Genomic DNA, 25680 nt, shown 5'->3' with positions numbered 1-25680 from the left:
TCACGGGATGTCGCGCTCTGTCCACCACATGACAACAAGTGATATCGCGCCCAGAATTGCGAAACCCGCGATCAGCGGCACCACCGTATTGTCGAACCAGTGGCCGATTGCCCAGCCCAGCGGCAGCGAGATGAAGGTCGAGACCGACCCTACAAAGGCAGCACCCAGTCCGGCCATGTGGCCCAGTGGTTCCATCGCCATTGCATTGAAATTGCCGAACAGGATGCCGGTCGCGAAGAAAGCTGCCAGCAGCCACACCATGAATGTCCATAGTGGCGGCACCCCGTCGAACTGCCACACGACCGGCAGGAACAGGGCTGACATCAGGGTCACGCCGAAAAGGGCGCGCCAGGTCATGAAGCGCATGCCAAGCCGCATCACGACGCTAGAGTTGAAGATGCTGGCGGCACCGATGGCAAGCGCGGCAACACCGAAGTAGATGGCAAACAGCTTGCCGGTGCCGTAGACGGTCTGGAACACCTGTTGCGCGGAACTCAGATAGCCGAGAAAAGCGCCGAATATGATGCCTGATGCGATCGTATAACCTACCGCGGCACGGAACCCGCAGGCCTCCCGAATGCCGCCGGCAATATTTCGCAACGAAAATTTCCGGCGCTCCGATACGGCCAGGGTTTCAGGCTGACGGGTCGCGAACCAGACCGATGCGATGATCGCCATCAACAGCAGTAGGCCGAAAATCGCCCGCCAGTCGGCAACCAGCAAAACCGCCTCGCCGACGGACGGCGCGATAGCCGGCACCAGGATGAAGATCGCCATGACGATGGACATGATGCGCGCCATGGCCCGGCCTTCGTAGCCGTCACGCACCAGGGCCAGGCTGACAATGCGCGGCGCTGCTGCGCCCAGGCCCTGCAGCACCCTGCCTGCCAGCATGACCTCGAACACTGTCGCCGTCATCGACATGATGCAACCCGCGATGAAAATGACATACCCGCCATAGATGACCGGCTTGCGGCCGAAACTGTCCGACAGCGGCCCGGCTGCGATCTGACCGGCGGCAAAGCCCAGGAACATGCCCGACACGATCAGTTGCGTATCATTGGCATCCGTAACACCGAGGTCGCTGCCGATCTGCTCCAGCGCCGGCAGCATGGCATCAATGGACAGGGCCAGGATCGAGACCATCGTCGCCAGCATGGTGACGAATTCCGCCATGCCCAGGGGTTGTGTCGGTGCTTTCATCGCTGCCGGATAGGACATCACGACGCGCAACACAATTACCTCGTGTGCATAACTGCTATGGTTTTTATGGTGCCAGGTTTACGGAACTGTCCCAGATGCGGTCCCAGAACAGCCACAGGCGGGATGTAACGCGCTTGACCGGCACCCGCTCATTAGCAGGTTTCAGGCTGCCGTCTGCGGCAATGTCGGCAATCTTGAAGCTGAACACATAGGCGTCTTCCACGCCCATTCTGAGATCGGTGATCATCACTTCGGACGGTGAGGGTTGCGATACCCGGTAGAAACCGTGGCTGAACCACTGCAGGCGTTTGACATACCAGTTGTCGGCCAGTGGTTGCAGCAGGTCGGTCCGGCTCTCATAGCGGGTGAACCGGATGTCTTTTGTCTCGTCGAAAACCGAGTAGTACCCCACATAATAACCATCGTCCTGCATGGCCACGAAGCGCCACAACAGTGTGTTGAACGGTGCCGGGGTGGACAGCAGGTGATTGTGGGTGAGCCCCTGCTTTTGCATCGAGCGCTCGGCAATGTCGGTGACATGGGCCTTGGCCGCCATGGTCCAGGCCAGATAGCTGCTCGCCAGTGCCAGACAGATGGCGTTCACCTTGTAGCCAAGCAGGTTTTGCCGGTTCAAGGCAAGAACCGCGATTACCCCTATCGCCAGCCATAGCGTATAGGCCGGATCAATGATGAAAGTAGACGATCCCGACACTGGGTATTCGGTAATCGGCCAGAACAATTGGGTTCCATAGACGGTAAAACTGTCGAGCAGCGGATGGGTGATCAGCACCAGCCAGGCCATCGCTATCCAGAGCCTGAGACTGGCCGCGCCGTGCAGCTTGTGCAGAGCCCAGCCGATCACCGGCGCAGCGGCGCTGAGAACAAGCAATGAGTGGGAAAACCCGCGATGATAGGTGAAGTCCTCAATGGCCCCGCCAAAGGGTACGAGAACATCGAGATCCGGCAGCGTTCCCAGCATGGCGCCGTACAAGGTAGCCTTGCGCCCGATGGCGCGGCCAATGACCAGCTCGGCAACCGAGGCCCCGAGCAACACTTGTGTCAATGAATCCATGTGGTCTTAACGCAGCCTCGGCATCAGCGGATTTGTAATCTGTTTATTGGCTGGTCCAGACGATTCGTGCCATCCATTTAATATCATCGCGCGCAATGACGAGCGTGGGCTGCTGTGGGTTGAAACAGGCAAGCTCAATTGTCGCGCCAGTGTCGCGCAGCAGCCGCCTGGCCAGCAGCTCACCATCGCGTGTTTTGACGACAACGCGATCGCCAGGCCGCACCGATGCTGCCGGTGACACAATGATCGTATCACCGTCGCGATAGACCGGCTTCATGGTGTCGTCGCTGATGTTGAGGGCATAGGCGCTCGGATCATCAATACCGGACAGGTTGGTCCGGTTCCAGCCGTCACCTGCAGGCCTGCCTGCCTCATCGAACAAGTCGCTTGCCCCGGAGCGTGTCATGCTGATGCAGGGAACTGCCCGCTGCGTGCCGTCAACCAGTCCGGCAAACTCGTTCAGGCCGGTGCGGGTTGCCGCAAGGCATTTGGCGATGCTTTCGGTTGTCGGCCATCGCGCTCTGCCGTGCGGTGTTGCGCGTTTTGACTTGTTGAAGGCGGTGGCGTCCAGCCCGGCTGCCCTGGCCAGTCCGGACGCCGACATGCCGTTTGCTTCAGCAAGGCGGTCGATGGCCTGCCAGATCTGCGAATGTGAAAACAAGGCCGTCTCTCCCAGGAAGGCATCCGGTCGCAATTGCTCCCCCCGAAAATGCATCCTGACTGCTTTGACATTGGCGGAAACTGTAGCGTTGCAGCAGTTAATGCACAAGCTTGCCAATTGTCTTCTTGTTTTGCGATTGCCCGGCGAATAGGTTCGCTGCCAGCATGACGGTCATCTACAAAATAATCGACAGGGACGAGTGGGATGCCGCACGCGCATGCGGCCGATATGGCGGTTCTCGCGATGACAAACGAGATGGCTTTATTCATTTTTCCACTGAAGATCAGATGCGCGAAACGGCAGCCAGGCATTTTGCCGGGCAGGATAATCTGGTGCTGCTTGCCGTTGACACCGCGAGCCTGGACCCGGGCCTGAAATGGGAAGCATCAAGGGGTGGTGCCCTGTTTCCGCACCTCTACAAGCCACTGCCGGTGTCATCGGTTGTGCGTTCCTGGCCATTGCCGCTGAATGAGGCAGGCGCCCACGAGTTTCCGGATGACCTGACATGAGCCGCCTGTTTTCCCTGGCGCGCCCCGTCCTGCATGCCTTCAGCCCTGAAACCGCCCACGACCTGACCATAGCCACGCTGAGCTCGGGACTGTTGACCGCAGGTGCCGTCCCGGACGACCCGCGCCTGCAGGTGAATTGCATGGGGCTCGACTTTCCAAACCCGCTTGGCCTTGCCGCCGGTTTCGACAAGAACGCCGAGGTGCCCGACGACATGTTGCGCCTGGGCTTCGGATTTGTGGAAATCGGTTCGGTGACCCCGCGCCCGCAAAAGGGAAATGAAAAACCGCGCCTTTTCCGCCTGCCCGAAGACAAGGCCGTGATCAACCGCATGGGATTCAACAATGACGGTCATCCGCGGGTATTCGGGCGCCTGGCGGATCGCGGCGATCGCGGCGGAATTGTCGGCGTCAATCTCGGCGCCAACAAGGACTCTGAAGACCGCATTGCCGACTACGCGCTGGGCGCGGCTGTTTTCAACAAGCTGGCGAGTTACATCACGGTCAATGTCTCGTCACCCAATACGCCGGGCCTGCGCGCGCTGCAGTCAAAGGGCGAACTGGAAACTCTCATCGGCAGGGTTCGCGATGCCATCGACGCGTCAGCGGACGAAGACGGGTGCCGGGCGCCGCTGGCGCTTAAAATAGCGCCAGACCTGGTGGAAGAAGAACTGAAGGACATTGCCGCGGTTTGCCTGAAGATGAAGGTGGATGCGGTCATTGTATCCAACACGACGATTTCCCGCCCGCCGCTGAAGTCGAAGCACAAGGACGAGGCAGGCGGATTGTCCGGCACACCGCTGTTCCGGCTATCGACGGTGCAGCTGGCCCGCATGCACTCCATGACCAAAGGCAAAGTGGCGTTGATAGGTGCCGGCGGCATTGCGAGCGCCGAAGATGCCTGGCAGAAACTGCGGGCCGGTGCTTCGCTGCTGCAGCTGTATTCGGCGCTGGTCTATCAGGGACCGCAACTTGTCGCGGACATCCTGCAGGGCCTGATCGACCGGATGGAGGAACACGGTGTCTCGCGGTTGCCCGAGGTGACCGGCAGTGGCCGGGACGAATGGCTCAAGGGCGGTCCGCCTCAGGAATAAGCCGAAACGTCCCGCCCGCTTTTCATCAGACCTTGCCGCGTACAACCGTCTGGCGCTGTGAGCCGAGCCCGTCAATACCAAGCTCCATGACGTCACCCGGCTTCACGAACACCGGCGGTTTCATGCCTAGCCCGACACCTGCCGGTGTACCGGTAATGACGATGTCCCCTGGCTGCAAGGTCATGAACTGGGACAGGTAGGACACGATGAACTTGATCGGGAAGATCATGTTTTTCGTGGTGCCGTCCTGCATGCGCTCGCCGTTTATGTCGCACCACAGGTTGAGTTTCTGCGGGTTTGGAACTTCGTCGCGGGTCACCAGCCACGGGCCGATCGGGCCGTACGTGTCGTGTGACTTTCCCTTTACCCACTGCCCGCCGTGTTCGATCTGGTTCTCGCGCTCGGACACGTCATTACACACGAAATACCCGGCCACATGGCTCAGCGCCTTGGCCTGCGAAACGCTCTTGGCCTCGGTCCCGATGACAAACCCGATCTCCACTTCCCAGTCGGTCTTCACCGATTTCCTGGGCAGCACCACATCATCATTGGCGCCGGAAATACAGCTTGTGTGCTTGGAGAAAATGACCGGCTCGGTAGGAATGGGATGGCCGGTTTCCTCGGCATGATCGGTGTAGTTCAGGCCGACACAGACGAAGTTGCCGATGCCGCTCAGCGGTGGACCGAAGCGCGGTTTGCCCTTGACCAGCGGCAGGCGGGCCGGATTGATCTTGGCGAGTTTGGCCAGCGCCTTGTCGGACAGCTGGTCCGGCGTGATGTCGTCAATGCGCGCCGACAGGTCACGCAGTTTTCCATCAGCATCGATCAGGCCCGGCTTTTCCTTGCCGGCCCTGCCATAACGTACAAGCTTCATTTCTGATTGCCTCTTAGAATTAATCTCCGGCGTCCCTGATACTCGGGTGCCAGATCGGTTGATAACCCGCGTGCAAAATGCGCGCGATTGTCGGCGGTGTCAAAACCTCAACGTCGAGATTCAGATCAAGAGGTATGCCGGCGCGGTATCCGGACGCCGTCCAGGGCAGGAATTTCCGGTCACGAATGGCCAGGATGTTGTCATCAATACGAACCATAGCGCCGTCCGGCAAAGTACCGGCCCTGCCGGTCCAGGTGATTTTTGCACCGCCATTCATCCGGCGTTCGGCGGATAATTCCCGGTCCATGTCGGGTGCCGACGGTGGCGCGGTAAGTGTCTTTGAGGATTGCCACGCCGAGCGAAACAATAGCGCATCCTTGCGCCGGCATTCAAAGCACGGCCGGTGGCCGGCGGCCAGTGCGGTCACCTCGTCCATGAAAAACAGTTCCGTATATCCCTTGCCCATCACCTGGCGTTGGCGCGCCTTGAACTGCAGCACGCAAGTGATCCACTGCCTTGAGCTTTGTGTCCTCACCAGGGTTCTGGTCTCAGGGTCATGCAGCTTGCCGCCCCGGTTGCCCATCAGTATCCCGCGCGCCGGCGAGGAGACAATCTCACCATCCGGCCTGACTCTGTTCTGCAAGGGCATTGGCGGCCTACTTCTGGATGTTGTGCCGGTTGAGGCGGCGTTCGGCCGTTTGAATTCTGATCGCCTCCGCATCGCTTTCACGCCACGCCGCGCCAACGGATTTCATATGCGCCCGCACCGCTGCCTCAGCCCGGTCCGGATCGCGCGCCATCACCCCGTCATAGATGGCTCGGTGCTGTTCAAGCAGCGCATCACGCCCGCCCTTGTGTCCGTACAGCAGGTAGCGATTGTAGAAAACACCGTGTTCCAGGAGATTGTAGATGGAGCGCAATGACTGGATCATCACGATGTTATGGCTGGCGTCGCTGACCGCGATGTGCAGCTCGACGTCCAGCTGGGCTTCCTCATCCGGATCTTCCTTCTCGTGCGCGGCTTCCATGCGTGTCATGACTGAGGTCAGGATTTCATGATCTGCGCTGGTGGCGCGCTGGGCTGCCCAGCGGGCTGCCTGGGCCTCAATTCCCTCGCGGAATTCCAGATAATCACCCGTTGCCTTCTCGTGTTTTCCGAACAGGCCGATAATCGGCTCTCCGAAAATGGAATGCATGACATTGGCGATATAGGTGCCGCCGCCCTGTCTTGCCGTGAGCAGTCCTGACGCTTCCAGTTGCCCCAGTGCCTCTCGCAAGGTGGGACGTGAAACACCGAACTCTCCGGCCAGGTCGCGTTCCGCAGGCAGCTTGTCACCGGGGCGAAGCACACCTTCCAGTATCAACCGTTCTATCTGGTGAACGATCTCCGCTGATACCCGTTCCTGCCCCACAGGGTGAAACATTCAACCGACCTCCGGTCTTAATTCGTTAAATTTGACATAGATCAAACAAGGGTCTTGCAAATTGGTCAAGTTAATTGTCCAATTGCTCAGACACCTGAGGTGTTGCCTACCATGACGGCAGGCTTTGTGTTCGCTGCAACCTGAGTTTGATGCGAACGGGAGTATTGCACAGGGTCGGGCTGGATTGAATTTTTGGGAATGCATTTTGACGGATGCCTGTCACTCAAGATCAGGCGGTGTGTGAAGTGTAAACGTGCAAGGGAGGAATCTGCACATGAAGAAGTTACTTACGGCGGCTGTTGTCGGCGCATCCATGGTTGCCATGTCGGCAGTCAGCTCGATGGCTGATCCAATTCGCCTCAAGATGGCGTCGACCTATCCGTCGAGCCTGACCCAGCTGGGTACGCTGGGTAAAAAACTGGAAGCCAACATCAATGGCATGTCCGGCGGTGAAGTGCAGATCAAGTACTTTGAGCCTGGTGCACTGGTACCGGCGCTGGAAGTGTTCGATGCCGTCAAGAACGGTTCGGTTGATGCAGCCTGGTCAACACCCGGCTACTGGCAGGGCAAGGAGCCATCTCTGGCGCTGTTCTCGGCCGTTCCATTTGGACCGGATGCGCGTGAATATGGCGCTTGGCTGCTCCACGGTGACGGCGAAAAGCTGATGCAGAAGGTGTATGCCAAGCACAACATTCACTCCCTCATCTGCGGTGTTATTGCACCGGAAGCTTCGGGCTGGTTCCGTGAGCCGCTCAAGTCCATCGACGACCTGAAGGGCAAGAAGATGCGTTTCTTCGGCCTGGGTGCGAAGGTCATGCAGAAGCTCGGCGTGGACACCCAGTTGCTTGGAGCGGCCGACATCTATCCGGCGCTCGAGCGCGGCACCATTGACGCAACCGAGTTTTCGATGCCTGCCATCGACCTGAATCTCGGCTTCTACCAGATCGCCAAGCACTACTACTTCCCCGGCTGGCATCAGCAGGCGACTTCGTTTGAGCTGATGATCAACATGGACAAGTGGAATTCCATGACTGATCAGCAGAAGAAAATCATTGAGGTCGCATGCCTCGCCAACTACGCGCTCGGTATGGCCGAAGGCGAATACATTCAGGGTGCGGCTCTGGCGGAGCTGAAATCCAAGGGTGTTACGGTTCACACCTGGTCGGATGCCGATCTTGCCAAGCTCAAGGAAACCTGGGAAGGCCTGGTTGTGGAAATCGCCGCCGGCGATCCGGCATTCAAGGAAGCCTGGGACAATCTGCAGAAGTTCCGTGGTGAATATGCAGACTGGAAAAATCTTGGCTACTTGAAGTAGGCTGATACAAGCTGACAAACTGTTGCCGGCCCGGTGCTTATCACGTGAGGTGATGTCATCGGGCCGGTTACCATGTTCGATCAGTGGAGTTGATCCTCAAAAAGGGCAGGGCTGTGGGTGGATTATTCAAACTAAGTGCTGGCATAGACCGGCTTCTTGAAACATGCGCAAAAATTGGCATGTGGTTCGGTTTGGCGTTGGTGATCGTGGTTTGTTACGATGTGCTGACCCGGTATTTTGGTGTACCGAAACCGTTTGGCCTCAATTCGACAATGGTTCAGGAATCCGAGTACTGGCTGCACACATTTCTGTTCGCGCTGCTGATCGGTTACACCTATACCAAGCAGGGTCATGTCCGCATTGACCTGGTCAGGGACAGGCTTCCACTCAAGGCGAAATACGCCATCGAGATGTTCGGCTGCCTGTTCTTCCTGATCTCCTACGCCGTTGTGGCCGGCATTTACTGCTACAGCTATGCGCTGGCCTCTTTTTACGAAGGCGAGGCGTCAAAGTCGGTGATCGGGTTGTCGCATATCTGGTTATTGAAATCCGCCCTGCCGATCCTGTTCCTGTTGCTCGGCCTTGCCGGCGTTTCACAACTCATAAAGTCCACCGCTGGTTTTCTCGGCAAGTTGCCGGATGACAAGATTGCCGAGACGGTTGGGGGAGACATTTAGTCATGACGCTCGCTGAGTCTCTTCCGCTGCTGATGTTCGCAGCGTTGGCAATATTGCTTTTCTCCGGCTATCCGGTGGCGTTCGTGCTGGGCGGCATCGGCCTGGGCTTTGCCTTCCTGGCCATCCTGATCGACCCATGGTTGTTCGACTGGCCGCAGTTCGGTGCCATTCCATCGCGTATTTTCGGGGCCATAGCTGAAAATCTGATCCTCACCGCAATTCCGATGTTCATCTTTATGGGCACCATGCTGGAGCGATCCGGCGTCGCGCGTGACCTTCTGAACTGCCTGCAGGTGCTGCTGCGCCGGGTACCCGGCGGGCTTGCTTTGGCGGTCACCATCATGGGGACCATACTTGCAGCCACCACCGGCATCATCGGCGCCTCTGTCGTCATGATGACACTGCTGGCGCTGCCGGTGATGCAGAAGCGCGGCTACGCACCAACACTGTCAACCGGTACGATTGCGGCATCCGGCACGCTGGGCATTCTGATCCCGCCGTCGATCATGCTGGTCATCATGGCCGACTTGCTGGGCCGGTCGGTCGGCAACCTGTTCGTGGCCGCGGTCATCCCTGGTTTCATGCTGTCGGTCATGTACTGCCTGTACATCATGACGCGCTGCACTGTTAACAAGGAGCTGGCGCCCAAGCTGCCTACCGATATGGGGCCGCAATCCCTGATTGGTGTAGCGATTATGGTGCTGCGCAGCTTCATCCCGCCGCTGGTATTGATCGTGCTGGTCCTGGGATCAATTCTGGGTGGCTTCGCAACGCCGACAGAAGCTGCCGGTGTCGGTGCCATGGGCGCCATCCTGCTGGCCTTCGTCAACCTTGTCGTATTGCCGTCGCTGGGTGTTCCGGAAATGCAGTTTGAAGGCCAGGCGGATGTTGACCTGGGTGACAAGATTGAAGGCATGTCCTTCCGCGAAAGATTGACCGGCTACTGGGGCGTTCTCACCCAGGTCGTCTACCGCGCCGCGCTGACCAACGGCATGCTGTTCGGTATTTTCATCGGTGCCACACTGTTCTCGTTCGTGTTCCGGTCACTGGGTGGCGACGACATCGTCATTCACCTGGTCGACTCCTTGGGACTTGGCTCGTGGGGCCTGCTGTTCCTGCTGATGGCGATCGTCTTCTTCCTCGGCTTCTTCTTCGACTGGATCGAGATCACCCTGATCGTGCTGCCGGTGTTCTCACCGATTATCGGCCTGCTCGACTTTGGCGACCATGTGGCCAAGCAGGATGTGGTGTACTGGTTTGCCATCCTGCTGGCGGTCAACCTGCAGACATCGTTCCTGACCCCGCCGTTCGGGTTCGCCCTGTTCTACATGAAGGCGGTGGCGCCCAAGTCGATCAAGATCGAACAGATCTATCGCGGCATCATTCCGTTTGTGATTCTGCAGCTGATCGGCCTCGGGCTGGTCATGAGCTTCCCGCAATTGGCCATGTGGCTGCCAGGCAAGCTACTCAACTAGAAGTTGAGGATTGGGGGGCGCAAAAAAGCCGGCAGAGTTTTCTGCCGGCTTTTCATTGTAATCGGAAATCGAAGTTACTTGTTCAGGGACGCCAGGTAGGCCGCAACGTCCTTGCGCTGGTCTTCCTTTTTCAGCTTGAAGGTCATCTTTGACTTTCCGCCGATATATTCCTTGGGGTTGGCAAGGTAGTCCGCCAGCTTGGCTTCGTCCCACTCGCCGATTTTTTCAGCAGCTGCGGTAAGGCCCTTGCCGTATTTGTAGCCTTCCACTGATCCTGCCTTACGCCCGATAATGCCGACCAGATGCGGACCGACCTTGTTCTTTGCTTTATCAGCCGCATGGCACGCCTTGCACTTCTTGAAGACTTTTTCGCCTTTGGCCGCATCGCCTTCTGCGAACGCGCCGGTTGACATGGCACCAAGCGCTGCAGCGACGGCGATTACAAACTTAAAACGCATTTCATTCCTCCGGTATCGGTACTTCGATGGGTTGCCCGCTCCCATATAGCTCTTATATGGACTGTCCTCGAATATACCGCAACAGGTTCAGATGGGTAGATACATGATGCCACATCATTAATGCGTGAGAATATGCCGCCAAAACCCGCCACATAGTGGAATGAATCGTTGAAATGACGGCTCTGGCGTGTTGAATGCGCCCATAATCGAGACAAATCAGGAAATCTCTACATGGCTGAGACTGTGAAGCACGGCGGGTTGACCGTCGCGAAAGAACTCTATGAATTCGTGAACACCGAGGCATTGCCGGGAACCGGTGTTGAACCCGACAGCTTCTGGTCGGCAGCAGATGAGATCATTCACAAGTTCTCGCCCAAGATTGCCAGCATGTTGCGCAAGCGGAAATCGCTGCAGAACAAGCTTAACCGCTGGCACCGGCAGCGGGCCGGACAGGCGATTGACCCCGCCGCCTACCGCGGCTACCTGGAAGAAATCGGCTATCTCGTGCCTGACAAGGGCGATTGCAGGATTGCCACGCGCAATACCGATGACGAGATCGCCAAAGTGGCAGGCTCACAGCTCGTTGTGCCCGTCATGAATGCACGCTATGCGCTGAATGCCGCCAACGCACGGTATGGTTCGTTGTATGATGCGCTGTATGGCACGGACGCCATTTCTGAAGAAGACGGTGCCGACCGCGCCGGCAGTTTCAACCCGGTGCGCGGTGAAAAGGTCATCGCCTGGGCGCGCAAGTTTCTTGACGACGCCGCGCCTCTGTTCGGCGGCAGCCATGCCGATGTGACACGTTACTTCATCAAGGGACGCAAGCTGGCCGTGTCGCTGTCATCCGGTTCGGTAACCGGCCTGGTCGACAACGCCCAGTACAAGGGCTTCAAGGGTGACAAGGCCAATCCGACATCGATCCTGCTGGTCAATAACGGCCTGCACATCGAGATCGTCGTCGACCGCAGCCATGTCATCGGCGGCGGAGATGATGCCGGCGTGGCCGATGTCGTCATCGAAAGCGCCATGTCGACCATCATGGATTGCGAGGACTCTGTTGCTGCCGTCGACACCGAAGACAAGCTGGTCGTGTACCGCAACTGGCTTGGCCTGATGAAGGGTGATCTCGCCGACACGTTTGAAAAGGGCGGAAGGGCGATTACCCGCAAGCTGGTTGCAGACCGCGAATACACCGCCGTCAACGGCAAGCCCCTGTCGCTGCACTCACGTTCGCTCATGCTGGTGCGCAATGTCGGTCTGCTGATGACCATCGGCACCATCAAGGACGGTAACGGCAACGATATACCCGAGACCCTGCTCGACGCGCTGGTCAATACGGCAATCGGCCTGCACGATGTGGGCCCCAATGGCGGCTTCAGGAACTCGCGCAAGGGCTCGATCTATGTGGTCGTGCCCAAGATGCACGGGCCCAGGGAAGCCGCCCTGGTCAATCAGCTCTACACTGCGATCGAGAAGGCCTTCGACATGAAGCGCAACACCGTGAAGATGGGCATCATGGACGAAGAGCGCCGCACTACTGTCAATCTCAAGGAGTGCATTCGCGCTGCGCGCTCGCGCGTGTTCTTCATCAACACCGGCTTCCTTGACCGCACCGGCGACGAGATCCATACCTCCATGGAAGCAGGCCCGATGATCCGCAAGGCCGACATGAAGGCCTCGACCTGGATCGACGCCTACGAGCGCTGGAACGTGGATGTGGGTCTTGAATGCGGCCTGCCCGGTGCCGCCCAGATCGGCAAGGGCATGTGGGCCATGCCGGACCTGATGTCGGACATGCTGGACCAGAAGATCGTGCACCCGAAAGCCGGTGCCAACACCGCCTGGGTGCCGTCGCCGACCGCGGCTACGCTGCACGCAACCCACTACCACCAGGTCAACGTCACGGACGTCCAGAAACAGCTGGCCACGCGCGAAAAGGCAACGCTGGAAGACATCCTGTCCGTTCCGCTGGCGCCCAATCCGAACTGGGACCGCAAGGAAATCCAGAACGAGATCGAGAACAACTGCCAGGGCATTCTGGGCTATGTGGTGCGCTGGGTCGACCAGGGCGTTGGTTGCTCGAAGGTGCCGGACATCAACAATGTCGGCCTGATGGAGGATCGCGCCACATTGCGGATTTCAGCCCAGCACCTGGCCAACTGGCTGCGCCACAAGGTTGTCACCCGGGGCAAGGTGATGAAAGCCATGAAGAAGATGGCGGCGATCGTCGACCAGCAGAACGCCGGTGATCCGGCCTACCGGCCCATGGCCGATGACTTTGACAACTCCATCGCCTTCAAGGCAGCCTGTGACCTGGTGTTCGAAGGCCGCAAGCAGCCGTCCGGTTATACCGAACCGGTTCTGCATGCCCGGCGCATAGAGTTGAAGGCACAAGCATGAACATAGGTTTTATCGGTTTGGGCGCCATGGGACTTCCCATGGCGGTCAATCTGGTAAAGGCGGGTCACGAAGTTACCGCGTTCGACTTCAACGAGCGCGCGTTGAAGGCGTTTGCCGGGCACGGCGGCCTGGTGGCCGGCAGCGCGGCGGAAGCCGCGAAAGCCGCAGACTTTTTCGTGCTGATGGTGGTCAATGGCGATCAGGCCGACGATGTCCTGTTCGGCGCCGGCAAGGCGGTGGAAAAGCTGCCGTCAGGTGCCTGTGTCATTGCCTCATGCACCCAGCCACCGGCCCAGGCCAGGGCGCTGGGCGACAAGTTGGGCCAACATCAGCTCACTTTGGTGGATGCGCCTGTTTCAGGCGGTGTTGGCGGTGCCGAGACGGGTACCCTGACCATCATGTCGTCATGCCCGGCGCACGTGTTCGAAAAGGCGAAGCCGGTGCTCGACGTAGTCGGAAGGAACGTGTTTCACGTCGGCGAGGATCATGGCGCGGGCTCCACCGCCAAGCTGGTCAACCAGTTGCTGTGCGGTGTTCACATTGCTGCCGCTGCAGAAGCACTGCAACTGGCTGAGGCCGCAGGCGTCGACCCGAAATCGGTGTTTGATATCGTGTCCGTTTCAGCTGCTTCGAGCTGGATGCTGAATGACCGCGGACCCCGCATGCTGGAAGATGACCCCGAGGTTCGCTCGGCCGTGGATATTTTCGTGAAGGACTTGGGGATTGTGCTGGATCACGGCCGTGCCGCGCGCCACGGGCTGCCCTTGTCGGCAGCAGCGCACCAGATGTTCCTGGCGGCTTCAGGTGCTGGCCTCGGCAGGGCTGATGACAGCCAGGTTATTCAGTCCTATCGTGGCCTGAACGCAAAGGCAGACAAGAAGGACTGACCAACATGGCCCAAGGTTACAACCAGCCGCTGGGTGGCAACGACATGCCGCGCTTTGCCGGACCCGCCACCATGATGCGCCTGCCCACGGCGAAGACGGCCCGCGGCCTGGATGCCTGCTTCGTCGGCGTGCCCATGGACATCGGCGCCTCGAACCGCTCCGGCACAAGGCACGGCCCGCGCCAGATCAGGGCGGAGAGCTGCATGCTGCGGCCCTACAACATGGCGACCGGAGCAGCGCCGTTCGATTCATTGCAGGTTGCCGATATCGGCGATGTGGCGGTCAACACGTTCGACCTGAAGAAGTCGGTAAAAATCATCGAGAAGGCCTATGACCGCATTCTGGCGCAGGATTGCGTGCCGCTGACGCTGGGCGGTGATCACACGCTGACCCTGCCCATCCTGCGCGCCATGCATAAGAAGCACGGGCCAGTGGCCCTGCTGCATATCGATGCCCATGCCGACATCAACGAGCACATGTTCGGCGAAAAAATCGCCCACGGCACACCGTTCCGCCGCGCCGTGGAGGAAGGCCTGCTGGCCAACGACAAGGTGTTCCAGATCGGCCTGCGCGGCACCGGTTACGCCCCGGCGGACTTTGACTGGCCGCGCGAACAGGGCTTCACCGTGGTCACTGCGGAAGAGTGCTGGTACAAGTCCATGGCACCCCTGATGGAGCAGGTGCGAGAAAAAATCGGCGATCAGCCGTGCTATTTCACCTATGATATCGACAGTCTTGATCCGGCCTTTGCGCCGGGCACCGGCACGGTGGAAATGGGTGGGCTGACCACCTGGCAGGCATTGGAGATCGTGCGCGGTGCCAGGGGGCTCAACCTGGTTGGTGGTGACCTGGTGGAAGTCTCGCCACCCTATGACGCAAGCGGCAATACGGCGCTGATCGGGGCCAATATCCTCTATGAAATGCTCTGTGTGCTGCCCGGTGTAAAATACCCTTGAGACCAGTATCACGGGTGAGAGGCACAATGGCGCAGGGGTCCGGAATTCCCTGTGCAACTGGCTGGCCAAACCTTATATGTGACCTGACACACAACCAGTTTTGAGGCAGTGCCCTTGCGGTCCGTGAAAATTACAGCCATCGCCGATTACGCGGCCACCACGGCGGCCGGCTGGCAGCAGGTGGCCACTGAGACCGTCGAGATGGTGCCGGCGCCGGTCGAAATGCAGCCCAACGGCTTTATCCAGGCCAACTGGCAGGACCGTGCGTACGGCCAGCTCTCCAGCTTGGAAGCGCAATCGGTGCATGACGGGACGAGCATTGCGGTGCGGCTGCGCTGGGCCTCTGAAAAACCAGAAACCGGTGGCCGTGAAGGATTTCCCGACGGCGCGGCAATCGCGTTTCCGATCACAGGCGAGCCGGTGCTGTGGACCATGGGCAATGAGGACGAGCCGGTACAGTTCATCCAGTGGCAGGCCATGAAGAACAAGATCCGCTCGGTTGTCGCCTGGGGCATCGGGTCCTCCGTCCCCGGCACGGCTGTCAGCGAGAGCGTGACCGCCGGATGGTCGCAAGGGTATTGGACAATTGTAATGTTGCGCACCCTTGCGGGCGGGCCGGAAGCCGCTACGCTCAAACCCGGCAGCGGCACGAAGATCGGTTTTGCGGTCTGGAACGGCTCCAACGAGGAGCGCGCCGGCATCAAGGCGGTGTCGGTTGACTGGTCGCCACTGACAATAGAGGCCTGAAGGAGCTGAAACTCAAATGAGCAATCGCCAGGTGGCCATGGTCATCGATCTCAACAAGTGCATTGGCTGCCAGACCTGCACCGTTGCCTGCAAGACCTCGTGGACGTCCGGCGAAGGCCAGGAAGGCATGTGGTGGAACCAGGTCTATACCGCGCCCGGCCACGGTACGCCGAAAGACTGGGAGCAGATGGGTGGCGGCTTCAAGGACGGCGAGCCGCAAAAGGGCGTGCGCCCGGCGCAGGGAGACTTCGGCGAGGGCTTTGAACTCAACTACAAGGAAGCGCTGTTCGACGGCGCCGGCAACGAAGCGCTCAAACCCATTGGCGACGAACCGCAATGGGGCATGAACTGGGACGAGGACGTGGGCGCTGGCGACTATCCCAATTCCTACTTCTTCTACATCCCGCGCATCTGCAATCACTGCACCAAGCCCGCCTGCATGGAAGCCTGTCCGCGCGGCGCCATAACCAAGCGCGAGGAAGACGGCATCGTCGTCATCAACGAGGACCATTGCCGGGGCTTGAGGTTCTGCCAGTCGGCGTGCCCCTACAAGGAAATCTACTACAACCACGTCACCGGCCATGCGCAGAAATGCGTGTTTTGCCTGCCGCGCATCGAAAAGGGCGTGGCCACCGCGTGCTCGCGTCAGTGCCCGGGACGGGTGCGTTTCCTGGGCTTCCTGGAAGACGAGGACGGGCCGATCCACAAGCTGGTCAATGTGCACAAGGTGGCCCTGCCGCTGCACCCGGAATACGAGACCGAGCCCAACGTGTTCTACATTCCACCGCTGTCGCCGGAAAAATTCGACGACGACGGCAACCCGACCGGCGAAGACCGCATTCCGCTGGGCTATCTGGAAAGCCTGTTCGGCCCCGAAGTCGGCGCCGCACTTGAGCGCATCAAGCAGGGGCGCGCCGACAAGCAGGCGGGCAAGGGATCGGATCTGATGGACACACTGATCTCGAAAAACTTCCTCGACCTGTTCGGCCCGTTCACCAATCATCCGCGCGAGATCGAGCGCATTGCCACCGAGCTCGAACGCGAGCCGGTGATCGTGCCCCCGGAAATCGACATTGCCTATCGCGGTCCCGGAGGCTCCAGCCAGTGACCAGCGGACTGACACGGCGCAATTTTCTGAAAGCCGGAGCGGCGGTCACCGCATCGCTTGCGCTGCCGGATTTCATTGCCGGTTCCGGCCAATCACTGACCGCACTGGCAGGTTCGCGCCCGCCTGACTACACCAAAATCGTCGACATATACCGCAACAAGTGGACCTGGGACAAAACCGTCCGCGGCACCCACATGATCAATTGCTGGTACCAGGCGCACTGTGCGTTCGATGTCTATGTGCGCGACGGCATCGTGTTCCGCGAGGAACAGGCCGCAGATTATCCGCAGCTCAATGAAGACGTGCCGGACATGAACCCGCGCGGGTGCCAGAAGGGCTGCTCGTTTTCCAAGCGCATGTACGAGGAAAGCCGCATCCGCTATCCGCTCAAGCAGGCCGGCGAACGCGGCTCGGGCAAGTGGGAGCGGGTTACCTGGGACGAGGCGCTCGACGACATCGCCGACAAGTTTCTCGACGTGGTTACCGAGGAAGGCACCGACCGGGTCATCTGGGACATGGGACCGGACATCAATGTCGGTGCTGCCAATGCCGGCCAGGCCCGGTTTGCCCAGCTCACCCATTCCATCTCGCTGGACTCCAACTCGTCGAATGGCGACGGCCATCGCGGCGCGTTCGAGACTTTCGGCAATATCTACATGGACCGCTCCATCGAGGATTATTTCTATTCCGACGTGATCCTGATCTGGGGCTCGAACCCGATCGTCACCTCGATCCCCAATGCGCATTTTTTCACCGAGGCCCGTTATAACGGGTCTGAGATCGTGTGCATTGCGCCGGACTATTCGCCGTCCGCCATCAAGGCGGACCTGTGGGTGCCGCTGGCGCCCGGCACCGATGCGGCGCTGGCTTTGGCGGTCGCCCGCGAGATCGTCTTCGGCGGCCACGTCAATGAAGGCTTCGTGGCCGAGCAGACCGACCTGCCGCTGCTCGTGCGCACCGACACCGGCAAGCTGCTGTCGGAAAAGGACGCCAAGGGCGGACGTACCGACCGCTTTACCGTCATGGACAAGATACGCGGCCCCATGACGGCCCCGGCCAAGTCGCTGAAGCTGGGCACGCTGGAACCGGAGCTGGACGTCGACACGGAAATCGATGTCCTCGGGGGCGGTAAAATCGCGGTCCGCTCGGTCTATTCGCTGCTGAAAGACCGGCTCGAGCCCTACACCTTCGAAGCGGTGTCGAAGATGACCGGCACACCGGTCAAGGTGATCAAAAAATTCGCAAGCCTGTGTATCAGGGCCAAGGCCCTGTCGAACGTGTCCGGCAGCTCCATGAACAAGTATTTTCATGGCAACCTGACCGAGCGCGCCATGATCCTGATCTGGGCGCTGCAGGGCCAGATGGGCCGTCCCGGCGCGGGCTATTCGGCGTTTGCCTTCCTGGCCAATGACGGCTGGGAGGATTATGTCTCCGGGTTCCGCAATGGTGACCGGATGAAGTTCGGCACCGATATCGGGCTGGATCTTCTGACCGACCTTGCCGCCGGTGACACCGCGGAAATGTTCTTCAAGAAACTCGGCAACAACTCGTTCAAGGACATTGGCGGCAACCTGCCGATCTGGACGTCTGCCGCACTGTTCTGGCAGGTTCACGGCGGTGTCATGGAACTGGCGGAGACCGCGGACAAGTGGGTGCCGGACCTGAAAAAGCCGGTACGCGAAGCGGTCAAAGAGTCGCTCGACAACAAGTGGCTGCCGCTGCAACCGCCCGCCGGGACCGACCCGCGCATCCTGTTCCATTACTGCGCCAACCCGTTGCGCTCGGTGCGCGGCTCGCAAAAGCTCACCGAGGTGTTGTGGCCCAAGCTGAAGCTGTCGGTGGTGGTGGATTTCCGCATGTCGTCCACGGCCCAGATGGCCGACTACATCCTGCCGGCGGCTGCCTGGTACGAGACTACCGACCACAAATGGGTCACCCCGCTGGTGCCGTTCAACCACGTCACCAACAAGGCAGTCGAGCCGCTCGGTGAGTCCAAGCCCGACTTCTGGATTTTCACCATGCTGACCAAGCATGTGCAGAAGCGCGCCCGCGAGCGCGGCCTCACCTCGATTGTCTCGCATCTCGGCAAGACCGTGCATCTCGACAACCTGTACGAAGACATGACCATGAGCGGCCGCTTCCTGGAAGACGATACCGATAAGGCCGCCGGCGCCATCATCGATGCCTCCAGTAACCTGTCGCACGTGTCTTGGGAGGAGCAGAAGGAAAAGGGTTACGCACGCTACAATTCCATCGGCATCTCGCCGCTGGCCATCGGCAATGCCGGCAAGCTGGAAGAGGGCAAGCCGTTCATTCCGCTGACCTACCATATCCACGACAAGCTGCCCTATCCGACCCAGACAAAGCGCATTCAGTTCTATATCGACAACGACCTCTATCTGGAACATGACGAGGCATTGCCGCGCTACAAGGCGCCGCCTCCGATCGGCGGCGACTATCCGCTGATGATGACCGGCGGGCATACGCGCTGGTCGATTCACGGCGTGTGGCGCGACAACCGGCTGATGAACCGCTTAAACCGCGGCCAACCCTATATCATGATCGGCATCAAGGACGCCGCCGACCGCGGCATTGCCGACGGCGACTGGGTGCGCTGTCACAATGATGTCGGCGACTTCGAGGTGCGCGTCAAGGTCACCCACGCCATGCGCCCCGGCCAGGTGTTCATGTATCACGCCTGGGAGAATTACCAGTTTGCCGGCACCGGCTCGCCGCGCGAGGTGTCGCCGTCGCCGATCAACCCGGTGGAACTGGCCGGTGATCACGCGCATCTCAAGGTCGGCATGCTGGAAGGCCAGCCCAACAGCTTCGACCGCGATACCCGCATCGAGATCACCAGGATTTCCGGCCCGCAGGCAGGTACAGGCACGGCCACGCAAGGCAGCAATGACGCCGCTTGAACGCTCCGCCGTCTATGGCGGCTTTGCTGCAGCCTTCCGGACGCCGGATGGCGGCACGGATGCGCTGGATGAGGCAATAGTCCCGCCACCACCGCAAGACGCCGCCCGCGCCTTCATGGCAGCCTTCGACCCGTCGATTTCAAAGACGGCTGTCTCCCTGCACGCCTCGGCCCACACCGAACGCGACCAGACCGACCTCTACCAGGAACTGATCAGGTGGTACGACCACTTCGGCCTGAAACGCCGCGACGGCGGCGAACTGCCGGACCATCTGTCGGTGATGCTGGAGTTCCTGCAGTTCCTGACGGCTCAGGAACACGCCAACGCTGGCGATGCGGCGGCGGTGAGCAGTTTGCATGCGGCGCAGAAAGACTTCGTTGACCGGCAGCTATTGCCGCTGGTCGAAACCGTGACCGGCAAGCTCGAAACACAAGAGCCGCGCTACCACGCTTTGCCGCTCGCCTTGCGGGCGTTTCTCGAAGATGAGCTGGCAGCGCTGACACCGTGAGGTTGGCAATGTACCGCCGGGATTCCTGGATAAACTGCTCCGGCACCCTGTCCCGGCTTTAGGCTGTTCATGGCTTTACGGTGGGTGTCCGGGAACGCAGTTGACACGGACCGGCATTGGTAATCCGGGCCCTTTGCAACAGGCTGGCCCCGTTTTCGACCGTTGCACATCATGGAATAACAGCGCGGGGCACCTTGTCACGGACCGATGCCTTCATACACAATTCCGCTCTGGTCTGTGGACGGTGCTCCAACAGGGAGAATTGAGATGAAGGGTTTGCTTAGCTTGATGGCGACTGCCGGTGTTGCACTGGCCGGTGCAATGCCGGTAGCGCTCGCCGACACGACGGATGTTAAATGGCAAAACAAGGTTGTGATTGAAAAGAAAGGCAATCATTGCGTCGATGATGCCAATTGCTTCAATCGCTATCATCCGGCGATTCCGGCTGTTTCCCGTGCGAAGCCCGGCGACATGATCACTTTCCACACCCGCGATGCGCTGGACTCCGATCTCAACCTGACCTCGGTCGCCGACGATCTGGCCGCCATCGACTTGAATCTGGTCCACCCCATGACCGGGCCAGTGCACATAGAAGGTGCAGAACGCGGCGATGTTCTGGCGATCACTTTGGTTGATATTGAACCTGATCAATATGGGTACACCGTGATTGTGCCCGGCTTTGGCTTCCTGCGCGACATCTATACCAAGCCCCATCTGGTCAACTGGAAACTGACCCGGAACCATGCAGTCTCTGAGCAAATGCCCGGCGTAAAGGTGCCATACGAAGCCTTTATGGGGTCGGTGGGCGTGTTGCCCGGTGAGCCTGAGACCAAGGCGTGGCTGGCGCGTGAAGCGGCATTGGGCGCAGCCAAGGGCATCGCCCTTCCGCCGCAGCCGGTTGGCGCACTGCCGAGCGCTGTGTGCGGGCCGAACGGCTCGCACAAGGATGCCTGTTTGCGGACGATCCCGCCGCGCGAAAACGGCGGCAATATGGATGTCCAGCAAATGCAGGTGGGTACAACACTCCTTTTACCCTGCTTTATCGATGGCTGCGGCCTGTTTGTCGGTGACGTGCACTATGCCCAGGGTGACGGAGAGGTTTCCGGCACGGCGATCGAAACCGGTGCGGTTGTTACCGTCAGGACTGAAATCCGAAAAGGTCAGGGCGCCCAGATCACCAGCCCGGAAGTTGAGGGCGGCTCGCAGATCAAGGATATTGAGCCATCCAAATTCTACCAGACGATCGGTCTCCCGATTAAAAAGGCGGGTGAAATCCCGGAGCAGCTGAAATATCTGGAAAGCGAGAAAATCAAGGACCTGGAGAATCTGTCCGAAGATCTCACGCTCGCGGCACGTGACGCATTGATCAAGATGATTGCCTATATCCAGCGCGAGCACGGGCTGTCTGCCGAGCAGGCGTATATTCTTGCCAGTGTCGCGGTGGACTTGCGTGTCGGACAGGTGGTGGACGTGCCCAACTACGTTGTCACCGCTGTCCTCAACCTCGACGTATTCGATAAGTGAACCGGCGGGAATTTCTGTGGGTTCCGGTTCTGCTTGCCAGCTGGCAGACGGCCGGGGCTCACACGCCTTACAGGCAGTGGGTCGTCTATCGCAAAAAGCATCTCCTGATCGGCGCACACCGGGCTGATCCGACGACATATGATCTGGCAAAAAAGCTGGCGGCAGTGCTGGCGCACAGCCTGCCGAAATCCAGATGCCGGGTGGCTCGCGCGCCCACGGCTCAACGTCTTGCAAGTCTCATTGGTACGGACCAGCTCGATGTTGCGGTGCTTGATACAGCCGATGCCATCGCCATGCAGAGCGGATCGGGTCGGTTTGAACCTTATGGGCCGATTTCCATCAGGCAGCTTGCAGGCATCGGCGGGCGCCTCCTGGTCGCCCATGAACGTCTGCCGGCCAGGCACGCGTGGCTCATAGCTGCGACGCTGGATCAGACCCGGACCACAGACAGGCGCAGATTGGATCAGGACCCGGATGTCAGCTGGCATCCCGGCGCCTTGTCATTCCTGCGCGGCAAGCCGCAACCCGGATCGGAATAGTCCGCATCTCCGGACATATCAGGCCGCGGCGTAATACGTGATGCCGTCAGTGCTGCTGTTGTCAGTAGGAGCGGCCGTAGCCGCGCGTGATGTCACGCAACCGGGTCAGCACGTTTTCCTGGTCTTCCGTAACCTGCCAGGGTGCGGCTTCGGAAATGCCGCCGGCGGTTGCGACAAGGGGTGCATCGGGCTGGCCGTGTTCGGCAATCAGCGCCATGGCCCATTTGCCGAACAGGCGCGCAGGCGCATCGCCTGTTTCTACAACCTCGACGCTCTTGTGGCGGGGATCTTTCTTGATCCGCTCGAACAGGGTGTTGATTTCCGTCTCCGTGCCTTCGAGCACCTGGGCGAACCAGTCCTTGTGCTCATACATCATCAAGGCGCCGGTAATGTTCTGCTTGCGATTATTGCTGCGCGCCACACGAAGTATCTCCGACAGACCGGCATCGACATCCCCGGGTTGTTCGGAAAGCAGGCTGCGGCTGCGGTATATCAGGCGATAGCATGGTTCCGCCTTTTGCACGGCGACGGTAGCGCTCATGTCGTCCTCCCGGTTTTTCTCAGGTCGCCGGACAGGGCGAACCGGAGATTTTTGACTCTATGTAAGGCAAGATGCATGCCACATCGAAATTCCGCTTGTTTTGGAGGTTTCTGGGATTTGGGATGATCCCGAACCGACCGATTTTCGGACGTGTGTATCGCTACAATCGTTCGATTGACGCCGGTCGGACGGTCAGACATCCGGCCCGCGACAGGGACCCTGTGCCTGAGCACTCAGTCCACAACAATCCATATCTCCAGCGACCGGATGAGTTCGGACTGCATTTCGCAATAAAGCTTCATATAGTGAGCGGAGAAGCGGGTGGGGGCATGAAATTCAGTGTCTATGCCGCAGGCCGATATATCTTCCGAGAGCGATTCCACAGGGATCGCCGACCTGTGGTCTGCGGGGTTGAACTTCTTCATTTCCGCCAGCGTGGGATGCAGCGTGTCACGCATCTGGCGCCTGATGTCCGGCACAGCCAGGCGGATGTCCCTGGCAGACGGATTTTCGGGCTTCCCGGTCTCGCCGTCGAGACTGACCCACTCCAGTCCGTGCTCGCTGGATACCTTCCACCGGTTCAGCGGCGAATTCGCTCTGGAAATATCAATCCCTGAAATGGATACCGCACGTTCTGACCGCAGGATTTGAAACGCATCATTGTAAAGCGTTGCATCCGGCGGCGCCCCTGCCGGTTTGCCTTCGTTTTCAGTGATGGGTGGTTCATACACATCCAGGGATCGTTCAGGCTTGCCTGTGTCACTAGGTTCCAGCATGGTCTCCAGGTTGAACCGGCGCAACAACCAGTGTTTTTCAACCCGCCCGGACGTCACATCCTGCTTGACCAGAAATTGATGCGTGAGCTGTGAGTTGTAGGTCTCCAGCGTGTCGGTGATGGTCCTGACCAGGAAGACATGGGTCAGCGTCGCGCCCACGGGCCGGTCGTCAATATGTATCGTGCGGTTAGGCCCAGCGTGCGCCGGCAGCGTCCAGATCGCCACTACGCTGAAAATCAGGAAACCGAACAGGGCTGATGTCGAGTGAACGTTTCTCATGGTCTGGTCTTTGTTGCCGTTGACGATCGACAACGGGTATAGCCGATTCCCGGCTGCAATGAACCGCCAAGCGTAACCAGCATGCCTTGAGATTTTGTCAACTGAGTGCCGTTGGAAGCTCACTCACCGTGGAGCAGGGAATCTTTCACATCCCTCAAAAACCGTTGCACCTTGTATGAAAAAGGAGGGTTGGCAGAACCAGCAGCCCCCTCATCCGAACAGCCACAGGCAACCCCAACCATGATGGCCGCAAACAATCCAGACGCAGTCGCAACGGCCAACAAAAAGGCTCTTGGACGAAGTAAAGTAGGGATACGGGCCATTGTCCGGGTCACTCGCTGATCAATACCAGTTCCTGTTCCAGATAATTGGAAAATGAGGCTGGAATAGAGCCTGGACGACATTGCCCCATTACCGTAAGTCCGGGTGAGTTAGGTCAGCCACAGTGCAATGATGAGTGCATTTGGTAAACTGTCACCGTAGTCCTGCAATGATCACAGCCTAGTAGATCGTCATTATCTGGGGTTTGGCATGATCGCTGATAATTGCTGGCGGCCACATGCCTATCCGGACCTGAATTTTCGAACCGGATTGAATGCCATTGTAGATTTCATCGACACCAAAAGAATAACCTATGACCGGAAATTTCAAAATCCGAAGATCCCCGCTATCCGTTTCCAGAACAAATACTTCGGTTACATTTCCCCTGCGACCGCGCCCATCTTCGATCCGCTTGCCAAATACCGTAACTTCCTGGACCTTTGACGTGTAATAAGTGTGTCCGGTCATGCTTGAGATAAAGGCAATCAAAAGCAGGATGTACCATGGACTGTTACGCATTCGAACATCTCCAAATTCATTTGGCCCTTCGAAATGAATTATATGGAGCGGGCATTAATGAACTGTTAGTGGTGTGGCTGAGGCGATAACGGTCAATTTGCTGACGCTGCCACAAAAGTTCACCGATATAATCGTCAACGGCAGCAATGCGGAGTGGGCTCAGAACGCCAATTCATTGCGATGCAGTGCGGGCAGGCTTAAGCGGTTGACGGTTCCCGGCCAGGGGCTGACGTTCGTTTAATCTACATCAAATGGCTGCTTCGAGCCCATACCGTAAGAATCACCAACAATGTCGAGAGAGGAGATAGGTATATGCTGAAAGGAACGTGCCACTGCGGCGCAGTTGGCTGGACACTCGATACGTTGCCGGAGTCGATCACGGCCTGCAATTGCACAATTTGTCGGCGCTACGGCGTCCTGTGGGCCTACGGGTACATTGGCTATGATATTCAAACGACCGGGCAAACGAGTGCTTATCGGCGTCGCGATAGCGGAGATATTGATTTCCACTTCTGCGCCATTTGTGGATGTGTGACGCATTACGTTGCAGGTTTGGAGGACGAAAACGGGCGCAATCGGACTGCCGTGAATGTACGGATGTCTGATCCTTCACCGATCAGCGAGCTTCCAATCCGTCACTTTGAGGGGCACGATAGCTTTAAAGAACTGCCAGGTGACGGTCGGACGGTGAAGGACATGTGGTTTTGAAGCGTTTCCAGAAAGCGGACTTTGACGCGTTGTTTTTTGAACAGCAGCTGCGTTCGTTCTGCTGACCTTCGTTCAAGCTGCCGCGAATGATAACTCTCCGCCCATTGCGGCCAATCGCAGCAACGCGGTAATCACGTGTTTTGTATCGAACAGGTTACTGGCTGGGTTCGGAGCGTTGAACTTC

25 protein-coding genes are annotated in these 25680 nt (G+C 59.0%); 15 read left to right on the top strand and 10 right to left on the bottom strand.

Annotated elements, in window-relative coordinates; genetic code table 11:
- From DHN55_RS04330 to DHN55_RS04320, 3 genes are read right to left on the bottom strand one after another with little or no spacing between them, the layout of a single operon-like run.
- The gene (locus DHN55_RS04330; RefSeq protein ID WP_337660238.1) at nt 1-1224 is read right to left on the bottom strand and encodes a multidrug effflux MFS transporter; all 1224 of its coding nucleotides are present in this window, start codon (nt 1222-1224) and stop codon (nt 1-3) included.
- Nucleotides 1225-1267: 43 nt separating this feature from the next.
- Nucleotides 1268-2275, bottom strand: a complete 1008-nt coding sequence (locus DHN55_RS04325) for a metal-dependent hydrolase (protein WP_108880138.1) — start codon at nt 2273-2275, stop codon at nt 1268-1270.
- Between the two features lie 43 nt (nt 2276-2318).
- Nucleotides 2319-2936 (bottom strand): S24 family peptidase, encoded by a 618-nt coding sequence (locus DHN55_RS04320; protein ID WP_108880137.1) that lies wholly within the window; start codon nt 2934-2936, stop codon nt 2319-2321.
- A 164-nt stretch (nt 2937-3100) separates the two neighbouring features.
- On the opposite strand from DHN55_RS04320, the gene DHN55_RS04315 reads away from it, so the two are divergent.
- Together DHN55_RS04315 and DHN55_RS04310 are read left to right on the top strand one after the other, a co-directional pair.
- Complete coding sequence (locus tag DHN55_RS04315; protein WP_108880136.1) at nt 3101-3445, top strand: DUF952 domain-containing protein; 345 nt, start codon at nt 3101-3103, stop codon at nt 3443-3445.
- On the top strand, nt 3442-4536 hold the full coding sequence (locus DHN55_RS04310) for a quinone-dependent dihydroorotate dehydrogenase (protein ID WP_108880135.1): 1095 nt from the start codon (nt 3442-3444) through the stop codon (nt 4534-4536). Before DHN55_RS04315 ends, DHN55_RS04310 begins: the two co-directional genes overlap by 4 nt.
- A 25-nt stretch (nt 4537-4561) precedes the next feature.
- Here the strand turns inward: DHN55_RS04310 and DHN55_RS04305 are convergent, their stop codons facing one another.
- Genes DHN55_RS04305 through DHN55_RS04295 form a run of 3 tightly spaced genes read right to left on the bottom strand, consistent with a single transcriptional unit; the run spans nt 4562 to nt 6834 of the window.
- On the bottom strand, nt 4562-5410 hold the full coding sequence (locus DHN55_RS04305; RefSeq protein ID WP_108880134.1) for a fumarylacetoacetate hydrolase family protein: 849 nt from the start codon (nt 5408-5410) through the stop codon (nt 4562-4564).
- 19 nt (nt 5411-5429) lie between these two features.
- Nucleotides 5430-6059, bottom strand: a complete 630-nt coding sequence (locus DHN55_RS04300) for a hypothetical protein (RefSeq protein ID WP_108880133.1) — start codon at nt 6057-6059, stop codon at nt 5430-5432.
- A gap of 7 nt (nt 6060-6066) precedes the next feature.
- Nucleotides 6067-6834 (bottom strand): FCD domain-containing protein, encoded by a 768-nt coding sequence (locus DHN55_RS04295; RefSeq protein ID WP_108880132.1) that lies wholly within the window; start codon nt 6832-6834, stop codon nt 6067-6069.
- A gap of 274 nt (nt 6835-7108) precedes the next feature.
- On the opposite strand from DHN55_RS04295, the gene DHN55_RS04290 reads away from it, so the two are divergent.
- From DHN55_RS04290 to DHN55_RS04280, 3 genes are all read left to right on the top strand, one after another.
- The gene (locus tag DHN55_RS04290; protein ID WP_108880131.1) at nt 7109-8149 is read left to right on the top strand and encodes a TRAP transporter substrate-binding protein DctP; all 1041 of its coding nucleotides are present in this window, start codon (nt 7109-7111) and stop codon (nt 8147-8149) included.
- Nucleotides 8150-8328: 179 nt separating this feature from the next.
- Nucleotides 8329-8826, top strand: coding sequence for a TRAP transporter small permease subunit (locus DHN55_RS04285; protein ID WP_108880130.1), 498 nt, complete (start codon nt 8329-8331; stop codon nt 8824-8826).
- A gap of 2 nt (nt 8827-8828) precedes the next feature.
- Nucleotides 8829-10301 (top strand): TRAP transporter large permease subunit, encoded by a 1473-nt coding sequence (locus tag DHN55_RS04280; RefSeq protein ID WP_108880129.1) that lies wholly within the window; start codon nt 8829-8831, stop codon nt 10299-10301.
- Between the two features lie 74 nt (nt 10302-10375).
- On the opposite strand, the gene DHN55_RS04275 is transcribed toward DHN55_RS04280, so the two are convergent.
- Nucleotides 10376-10759, bottom strand: coding sequence for a c-type cytochrome (locus DHN55_RS04275; RefSeq protein WP_108880128.1), 384 nt, complete (start codon nt 10757-10759; stop codon nt 10376-10378).
- 231 nt (nt 10760-10990) lie between these two features.
- Here DHN55_RS04275 and DHN55_RS04270 point away from each other — a divergent pair, with 231 nt between their 5' ends.
- The 9 genes from DHN55_RS04270 to DHN55_RS04230 all read left to right on the top strand — a co-directional run bounded on the left by DHN55_RS04270 (nt 10991) and on the right by DHN55_RS04230 (nt 22352).
- A complete protein-coding gene (locus DHN55_RS04270) occupies nt 10991-13162 on the top strand; it encodes a malate synthase G (RefSeq protein WP_108880127.1) in 2172 nt (723 codons plus the stop codon).
- The gene (locus tag DHN55_RS04265) at nt 13159-14049 is read left to right on the top strand and encodes an NAD(P)-binding domain-containing protein (RefSeq protein WP_108880126.1); all 891 of its coding nucleotides are present in this window, start codon (nt 13159-13161) and stop codon (nt 14047-14049) included. The genes DHN55_RS04270 and DHN55_RS04265 overlap by 4 nt, the downstream gene beginning before the upstream one ends.
- A 5-nt stretch (nt 14050-14054) precedes the next feature.
- Entirely contained in the window at nt 14055-15005 is a 951-nt protein-coding gene (gene speB / locus DHN55_RS04260; protein WP_108880125.1) for an agmatinase, read from the top strand.
- A 123-nt stretch (nt 15006-15128) separates the two neighbouring features.
- Complete coding sequence (locus tag DHN55_RS04255; protein WP_337660237.1) at nt 15129-15752, top strand: ethylbenzene dehydrogenase-related protein; 624 nt, start codon at nt 15129-15131, stop codon at nt 15750-15752.
- 16 nt (nt 15753-15768) lie between these two features.
- Complete coding sequence (locus DHN55_RS04250) at nt 15769-16860, top strand: 4Fe-4S dicluster domain-containing protein (RefSeq protein WP_337659913.1); 1092 nt, start codon at nt 15769-15771, stop codon at nt 16858-16860.
- Nucleotides 16857-19781, top strand: coding sequence for a molybdopterin-dependent oxidoreductase (locus DHN55_RS04245; protein WP_108880123.1), 2925 nt, complete (start codon nt 16857-16859; stop codon nt 19779-19781). Before DHN55_RS04250 ends, DHN55_RS04245 begins: the two co-directional genes overlap by 4 nt.
- Entirely contained in the window at nt 19768-20289 is a 522-nt protein-coding gene (locus DHN55_RS22225) for a molecular chaperone TorD family protein (RefSeq protein WP_337659912.1), read from the top strand. Before DHN55_RS04245 ends, DHN55_RS22225 begins: the two co-directional genes overlap by 14 nt.
- A 267-nt stretch (nt 20290-20556) precedes the next feature.
- Nucleotides 20557-21813 (top strand): acetamidase/formamidase family protein, encoded by a 1257-nt coding sequence (locus DHN55_RS04235; RefSeq protein ID WP_108880121.1) that lies wholly within the window; start codon nt 20557-20559, stop codon nt 21811-21813.
- Complete coding sequence (locus DHN55_RS04230; RefSeq protein ID WP_108880120.1) at nt 21810-22352, top strand: hypothetical protein; 543 nt, start codon at nt 21810-21812, stop codon at nt 22350-22352. The genes DHN55_RS04235 and DHN55_RS04230 overlap by 4 nt, the downstream gene beginning before the upstream one ends.
- 61 nt (nt 22353-22413) lie before the next feature.
- Here DHN55_RS04230 and DHN55_RS04225 read toward each other — a convergent pair whose 3' ends face one another.
- The 3 genes from DHN55_RS04225 to DHN55_RS04215 all read right to left on the bottom strand — a co-directional run bounded on the left by DHN55_RS04225 (nt 22414) and on the right by DHN55_RS04215 (nt 24788).
- Nucleotides 22414-22893 (bottom strand): BLUF domain-containing protein, encoded by a 480-nt coding sequence (locus tag DHN55_RS04225; protein WP_108880119.1) that lies wholly within the window; start codon nt 22891-22893, stop codon nt 22414-22416.
- 233 nt (nt 22894-23126) lie between these two features.
- Nucleotides 23127-23948, bottom strand: a complete 822-nt coding sequence (locus DHN55_RS04220; RefSeq protein ID WP_337659911.1) for a hypothetical protein — start codon at nt 23946-23948, stop codon at nt 23127-23129.
- A 501-nt stretch (nt 23949-24449) separates the two neighbouring features.
- Nucleotides 24450-24788, bottom strand: coding sequence for a hypothetical protein (locus tag DHN55_RS04215; protein ID WP_108880117.1), 339 nt, complete (start codon nt 24786-24788; stop codon nt 24450-24452).
- A gap of 312 nt (nt 24789-25100) precedes the next feature.
- Here DHN55_RS04215 and DHN55_RS04210 point away from each other — a divergent pair, with 312 nt between their 5' ends.
- Nucleotides 25101-25496 (top strand): GFA family protein, encoded by a 396-nt coding sequence (locus DHN55_RS04210; protein WP_108880116.1) that lies wholly within the window; start codon nt 25101-25103, stop codon nt 25494-25496.
- The last annotated feature ends 184 nt before the right edge of the window (nt 25497-25680 follow it).

Origin of the sequence: Anderseniella sp. Alg231-50, assembly GCF_900149695.1 — a bacterium.
Lineage (GTDB): Bacteria > Pseudomonadota > Alphaproteobacteria > Rhizobiales > Aestuariivirgaceae > Anderseniella.
This window is presented reverse-complemented; position numbering and strand designations above follow the sequence as displayed.